Raw genomic sequence first — 6478 nt, forward strand, 5'->3', positions numbered from 1 at the left:
GGCACCGCCTCGCCGCCGATCTGGTTCAAAACGCCATCGCGCTTGAAGCGGGCCAGATAGGCCTCGGCCTTTTTCAGATTGCCTTGCAGGTCGGACATGTCGGGTTCCGTCACTTGCCGCGCAGCCGCGGGTGGATTGCGTTTTTCTTCCAGCTGAGCACCGGGTCGATTTCCCGGATTTCGAGCGACAGGGCGAAATGCGGGGTCTCGAACAGGGTGGCAAGGTATTCGCTCACCGCCGCGAAGACAGCCTCGCCGGTCCGCTTCTTCTCGTCCGGGCTGCGGCCGGTGCCGATGCGAAACGACATGTCGAGAAAAGCGTTTTCCGGCAGGCTGTCGGCCATCGCGTAGGCCTCGGCGCGAAAGGCCCGCACCCGCACGGCGCCGGTCTCGAACAGCCCGGTGTCCAGCACTGTGCGCAACACCAGCGCGCACAATTCGTCCATATCGACCTTGGCATCGAGATTGGCCGAATACTCGATGGAGAAGTGAGGCACGGCGCTTCGTTTCCCTGGGTTATTGCTTTGTTGTAGTTAACGCGTTAATTACATGCCGCATCCGCGAAGTCAAGTCTTGCATCGGCCTTGGCGCAACGATACGGGATGGCAGGAACGGGCCCCGGCTGGCGGATTCGGCCGAGGGAAGGCCTGTTTCGATCGCAAGCGTGGGAGGCTCTTTTTTGCTGCCTGAAAATACCCGTCGTTCCCTGCCGATGGCGCTGCTTCATGCCCGCGAAGCGGTGATGGCGCGGTTTCGGCCGATGCTTGCGGCGCATGACGTGACCGAACAGCAATGGCGCGTGCTGCGTGTGCTCAGCGAAGCCGGCCCGGTCGAGGCGACGGAACTTGCCGATCGCGCCTCGGTTTTGCCGCCCAGCCTGACGCGCATCATCAAGGCGCTCGAGGGACGCAAATTCATCACCCGCAACAAGGCCGAAGGCGACGGCCGCCGCGTCGTGCTGACCATTGCGCCTGCCGGCTCCGCCCTGATCGACGCCCTGTCGCCCGAGCGTCGCGTCATCTATGACGACATCGAACAGCGTTTTGGGCATGAGAAGCTGGAGCAGCTCCTCGACCTCTTGGAGAGCTTGATCGACGGCGAGAGCTGAGCGGTCGGTCCTGGCCGTTTCGTCCAGGCTCACCCGCCAAAGCTGCCCAACCGTGTCGGCTGCGTATAATTCCGGTCGACATAGAGCAGGGCCGAGCCGCCGCTGCCGTGCCGGACATCGATGACGCGGCCGATCATGACATTGTGCGTGCCGACGACATGCACGGTCTCGATCTCGCAATCGAAGTTGACGATCGCATCCGACAGCGCCGGCGTGCCGGAGGTCAGCGTCTGCCAGCGCGCCGAGGCGTAGCGCGCCTCCATGTCCCTGGTCGCGCCGGCGAACTTTCCCGCCAGATGCATGTGGTCATGCGTCAGCACGTTGACGCAGAAGCGCCGGTTGGACAGGAACATGGCGGCCTGGGTCGAGCGCCCGTTCATGCACACGAGCAGCGTCGGCGGCTCGTCCGAGACGCTGCACATGGCGGTGGCGGTGAAGCCGCCGCGTCCTGCCGGCCCGTCTGTGGTGACGATGTTGACCGGCGCGCAGACCCTCGCCATGGCGTCGCGGAAATCGGCTTTCGAAATCTGCGTGGCCATGTGATTTCACTCGGCCGTTGAGACAAGCGGATTGAACCAGGTATCGCCGGTCCAGCCATTCTCGTCATAATCGGCCATGCAGGTGTCGACCAGCTCTTCCATCGCCTTCAGCCGCCCGCCGCGCTCGGCGCCTTTCAGCACCTGCAGCCGTACCTCTTCCGGCGCACCGGCATAGTTGAGCTCATAGAGCCCGTGGCGGCCGCCGAACTCGGTGCCGGTCGCATCCCACAACAGCTTCATGATCTTGATGCGTTCGATGTGGCCCATATCGTTGGAGCCGCGCACATATTGCGCCAGATATTTGTCGATCTCGGGGTTGTTGAAGTCGCGCACCGACGACGGCAGGTAGATCAGCCCCGAGGCGATCACCCGGCGCACGGTGTCGATGACGCGCGGATAGGCTTCCGACATGAAGGTGCGGTAGGCAAGGGCGGCTTCGAGGTTGGGCAGGACGGCGCCATTCGCCCATGGGATCGGGTTGTAGGCCATGGCGTTGGAAAAGCTCCAGAACATGTGCCTGAGCGCAATGACCTCGCCCAGTGCCGCCTGGTTGCCGCGGAAAGCATCGCCGCCCGTGGCGCGCAGCGCCTTGGCCAGCAGGCCGGCGAGAAAGTCGAGCTTGACGGCGAAACGCGTGCAGCCCTGGAAGCAGTAGCCATGCATGAAGCCGGAGGCCGGATGGAAGGACAGGATTTTTTGCGCATCGCGCAGCACCAGCACGTCCTCCCAGGGGATGAAGACATTGTCGAGCACCAGGATCGCGTCGTTCTCGTCGAAGCGCGACGACAGCGGATAGTCGAAGGGTGCCGCCACCGTGTTGGCCGTCTGCTCGTAGGAGACGCGGCAGAACATCTTTATCCCCGGCGCATTCATCGGCACGATGAACATCACCGACAGCGACGGATCCTCGGTCACCGTCGCCGACCCTTGCGCCAGGAAATTGTAGTGCGTCAGCGCCGAGGACGTCGCCACCACCTTGGCGCCGGACACGTAGATGCCGGCGTCCGTCTCCCTGTTGATGTGGACGAAGACATCCTTCACCTGTTCGGCCGGCTTGTGGCGGTCGATCGGCGGGTTGACGATGGCGTGGTTCATGAACAACGCGGCTTCCTGCGCGCGTTTGTGCCAGGACAGGGCATTGTCCTTGAACGGCCCGTACCAGTCGGCATTGGCGCCGAGCGTGTTCATCAGCGCCGCCTTGTAGTCGGGCGTGCGGCCCATCCAGCCATAGGACATGCGCGACCACTCCGCGATCGCCGTCTGCTGGGCAACAAGCTCGGCGGAAGACTTGGCAACGCGGAAATATTTGTGGGTGTAGCCGCCCGAGCCGGTGTCGGTTGGTGACGTCAGCGCGTCCCGCCGCTTTGGATCATGCAGGGCGTCGTAGAGGCGCGCCAGCGACCGCGCCGAATTGCGCATCGCCGGATGCGTGGTGACGTCGGCAATGCGTTCGCCGTTGATATAGACCTCGCGGCGATCGCGCAGGCTCTCCAGATACTCGGCCCCGGTGAATGGGCGTGCCTTATCGGTGCGGAAGTCTTCTGATCGCATGATGGTCCTCCTCTTAAGCCGTAACCCTAGCGCCCTGGGCATCGATCGGTTATGGACGGAACGGCAAAACCGATTGGACTTTTTCCGGCGTCATGAGCCAGAGATCCATCCCCGACTTCTTCGTCTATGGCGAGCCGGTGCGGCCGCTCGATGTCGGTTTTCTGCATGTCGAGACGGTGCTTGCGCGCGGCAATATCCATCTTGGTGAGGTCGCCGCGCACAAGCACCCGCAGATGGGTCAGATCACCTTCTGGACCAGCGGCTCCGGTACCTACCGCATCGAAGACCGATCCTGGGACTTTTCGGCGCCTGCCGTGAGTTTCGTGCCGAGCACTATCGTGCACGGCTTCTCGATCGGCCCCGGCACCGACGCCATCGTCGTCTCGGTCGCCGACGGCGCGCTTGCGGCCATCGCGGCTCACAGCCTGCTGCCGCTGGACCGGCCGGTCTTTGCCGACGGCATGCCGCAGCACGCAGCGTGGGCCAGATTGGCGGCGGTGCTGGAGATGATCGCCGCCGAATACGCCGAGGCGCAAGCCGGCAAAGACAGGGTCCTGCAGGCGCTGATCGCCGTCGCGCTCTCCCACATCGCGCGCCTCAGTCCCGAGACAAAGGATGCCACGGCGTCTTCTGATGCCTCACTGGCGTTGGGGCTGCGCCGGCTCGCCGATGCGCATTTCCGCGACAACTGGCCTGTTGATCGCTACGTCGAGGCGCTGGCCACGACGCCGCATCTTCTCGACAAGGCCAGCCGCGCGGTGCTGGGCAGCGGCGTCAAACGCGTCGTCGGTGAGCGACGGCTGCTGGAGGCCAAGCGGCTGCTGTTGTTCACCGTACGCTCGGTCGAGGACATCGCCTACGAGATCGGCTTCGACGACCCGGCGTATTTTTCACGATTCTTTCGCGCGCGGGTCGGCGAAGCGCCCGCGTCCTGGCGGCGGAAACAGTTGCAGGGTCATTGATGGGTGACCATGGATGCGGACCTTGGCGCGCCGTTCCGGCGCGAGCCCGCTTCCGCCAGGGCGTTGGCTTCCCGACCGGCCATGATGCAGCCACAGCCACTTTTTCGTGAAGCTGAACGGGTTGATCCGCTCGCCTGTCTGCCTAGGTAGAAAGGAGCGGCGGGCGCCACGCAAAATCTGACAATCGGGCAAATCTGACAGTCGGCATGATATTTTCCTGCATTCGAAAGCTTGGCCTCGCTGCTCTCTGTGTCGCCATCCAGTCTTCCTGCGTCGTTCCCGACGACACGTCGCGTATCGCCAAGGTTGATCCAACGGCGGCGGCTGCCCGCAAGGAGATGGTCGGCCTCAGCGAAGCCGATGTTCGAATGTGCGACGGGGTTCCGACCGCCACCGCCGACGCCGGCCAATCGGGCCAGATCTGGACCTACAAGCGCATCGTCCAGCGCGGCAATCTCAGCATTGTGGTTCCGACGTTGGCGGTCGGCGCGATCCCGGCGGTCGGCGGCTCCGTCAATGTCGCTCCCGGCGGCTATTGCGATACGCAAATTCGCATGGTCGATGGCCGCGTCGCCGAAGTTGCCTATGCCGGCGACAACAATTTGCCGAACAGGCGCGACGCGCTTTGTGTCAGCACGGTGGACGCCTGTGTGACCTATGCCCGCCAACTCGGCCAGAGGCCGGCGGCCAAATAGCCGGCGGCAGCGAAACGGCGATGGCAGGTCATGCAAATGTCATTGAGGGCTTGACTGACCCGCCGGACCGAATACGCTAGCGCAAAATACCGGCTCTGATTGCCGGGCGGCAAAAATGCCTCGTATGCCTCGCCCTTCCGGCGCAGGCTGCGAGGCATTGTCATTTCTGGGGTCCTGTTTGAAACGGCGCATCGAGATCGGCATCCTGTATTCCCGCTCGGGGAGCTATCAGCTCGTCTCCGATGCGTGCCGCATCGGCGCCATGCGCGCCATAGCCGACATCAACGCCGATCGCAGCTCAGGCATCGAACTGGTGCCGGTGGAGCGCGATCCGCAAAGCAATGCGGACCGCTACGCAACGCTTTGCGAAGATATCTTCAAGACCAGCAGCGCACGCCATGTCATCGGCTGCGTCACCTCCTGGAGCCGCAAGGAAACCATTCCGGTCTTGGAGAAAGCCGGCGGCATGCTCTGGTACGCCTGCCCCTATGAGGGCTTCGAAGCCAATGAGCATGTCGTCTACATGCACGCCTGCCCCAACCAGCATCTGGTGCCGCTGATGGCGCATGTCGTGCCGCGTTTCGGCGCCAACGGCTTCCTGCTCGGCTCGAACTACATCTGGGGCTGGGAGATGAATCGCGTCGCGCGCGACCTGATCGCGGATGCCGGCGGCAAGGTGCTGGGCGAACGCTATCTGCGCATCGGCGAGACCGACGTGTCGCGGCTGATCGCGGAGATCCGCGCCACGCGGCCGAACTTCATCCTCAACAATTTGATCGGCACCTCGTCCTACGCCTTCCTCGCGGCCTATCGCGACCTGGGTCACGAGGATGCCGCCTTCAGTCCCGGGACTTGCCCCGTCATCTCCTGCAACCTGACCGAAGGTGAGCTGCCGGCGATCGGTGAATCCGGCAAGGGACATCTGTCGGTCGGGCCGTATTTCGCGCCGCGCCCGGCTGCCTTTGCCTCATCCTTCGAGGCCTCCGCCTATGCCTCGGTGCAGGTGATGGCCGACGTGCTCTCCAGCAATCCCGACGCCGGTCCGGCGGAATTCTCCAAAGCCTTCGCCGAACGCCGCTTCTCCACCCGGCTCGGTCCGATCGCCATCGACGCCCACTCGCAGCACGCGACACTGCCGGTGATCATCGGGCGCATCGCGGACGGCTTCTTCGAGGTCGTCAGCCGCGAAGACGAAGTCGCGCCGGATCCGTATCTGTCGCGCTACGACCCGGCAAAAACATTCGGCCGCCCGCGCCTGAGGGTGGTGTCGTGACCAGAGCCCCACGCATCCCCAATCTCGGCGGCGCCAGGGCGTTTATCCTGCATCGCCCACATCCGACGGTGCAGGCGATCACCAGGCAATTGTCGGCCATCGGGCTGATCACGCTGGATTGCTGGCCGGAACTGCCGCCCGAGACGCTGGCCGCCGATTTCGTCTTCTTCGACGCCGATCTCGGCTTTGACGAGCAGTTTCCGTGGAAGCCGGGCGAGGCACCGATGCCGCTGGTGGCGCTGATCGGTTCCGAGGCGCCGGGCCGCATCGAATGGGCGCTGTCGCATAAGGCCGATGCGCAGCTGCTGAAGCCGGTCGGCAATGCCGGCGTCTACAGCGCGCTGCTGATCG

7 protein-coding genes and 1 pseudogene are annotated in these 6478 nt (G+C 64.0%); 5 read left to right on the forward strand and 3 right to left on the reverse strand.

Features of this window, described 5'->3' with window-relative positions; translation table 11 throughout:
* Nucleotides 1-109 precede the first annotated feature (109 nt).
* The gene (locus tag EOA22_RS21180; RefSeq protein WP_013528543.1) at nucleotides 110-496 is read right to left on the reverse strand and encodes a 5-carboxymethyl-2-hydroxymuconate Delta-isomerase; all 387 of its coding nucleotides are present in this window, start codon (nucleotides 494-496) and stop codon (nucleotides 110-112) included.
* A gap of 215 nt (nucleotides 497-711) precedes the next feature.
* On the opposite strand from EOA22_RS21180, the gene hpaR reads away from it, so the two are divergent.
* Nucleotides 712-1107, forward strand: coding sequence for a homoprotocatechuate degradation operon regulator HpaR (gene hpaR, locus EOA22_RS21185; RefSeq protein ID WP_224620863.1), 396 nt, complete (start codon nucleotides 712-714; stop codon nucleotides 1105-1107).
* A gap of 29 nt (nucleotides 1108-1136) precedes the next feature.
* On the opposite strand, the gene EOA22_RS21190 is transcribed toward hpaR, so the two are convergent.
* Nucleotides 1137-1646 carry a flavin reductase gene (locus EOA22_RS21190; protein ID WP_013528541.1) on the reverse strand — a complete coding sequence of 170 codons (510 nt, stop codon included), beginning with the start codon at nucleotides 1644-1646 and terminating at the stop codon, nucleotides 1137-1139.
* Between the two features lie 6 nt (nucleotides 1647-1652).
* Nucleotides 1653-3197 carry a 4-hydroxyphenylacetate 3-hydroxylase N-terminal domain-containing protein gene (locus tag EOA22_RS21195; RefSeq protein ID WP_063169701.1) on the reverse strand — a complete coding sequence of 515 codons (1545 nt, stop codon included), beginning with the start codon at nucleotides 3195-3197 and terminating at the stop codon, nucleotides 1653-1655.
* A 92-nt stretch (nucleotides 3198-3289) separates the two neighbouring features.
* Here EOA22_RS21195 and EOA22_RS21200 point away from each other — a divergent pair, with 92 nt between their 5' ends.
* The 4 genes and pseudogenes from EOA22_RS21200 to EOA22_RS21215 all read left to right on the forward strand — a co-directional run.
* Nucleotides 3290-4159: a helix-turn-helix domain-containing protein gene (locus EOA22_RS21200; protein WP_013528539.1), complete on the forward strand. Its 870-nt coding sequence runs from the start codon at nucleotides 3290-3292 to the stop codon at nucleotides 4157-4159.
* 206 nt (nucleotides 4160-4365) lie between these two features.
* On the forward strand, nucleotides 4366-4854 hold the full coding sequence (locus EOA22_RS21205; protein ID WP_127390201.1) for a hypothetical protein: 489 nt from the start codon (nucleotides 4366-4368) through the stop codon (nucleotides 4852-4854).
* A 178-nt stretch (nucleotides 4855-5032) separates the two neighbouring features.
* Nucleotides 5033-6127, forward strand: a complete 1095-nt coding sequence (locus tag EOA22_RS21210; protein ID WP_013528537.1) for a transporter substrate-binding protein — start codon at nucleotides 5033-5035, stop codon at nucleotides 6125-6127.
* Nucleotides 6124-6478 (forward strand): annotated as a pseudogene (locus EOA22_RS21215) (transcriptional antiterminator); the annotation flags it as partial. The gene EOA22_RS21210 and the pseudogene EOA22_RS21215, both read left to right, overlap by 4 nt.

The sequence above is a fragment of the Mesorhizobium sp. M7A.F.Ca.US.014.04.1.1 genome, assembly GCF_003998745.1.
Lineage (GTDB): Bacteria > Pseudomonadota > Alphaproteobacteria > Rhizobiales > Rhizobiaceae > Mesorhizobium > Mesorhizobium ciceri.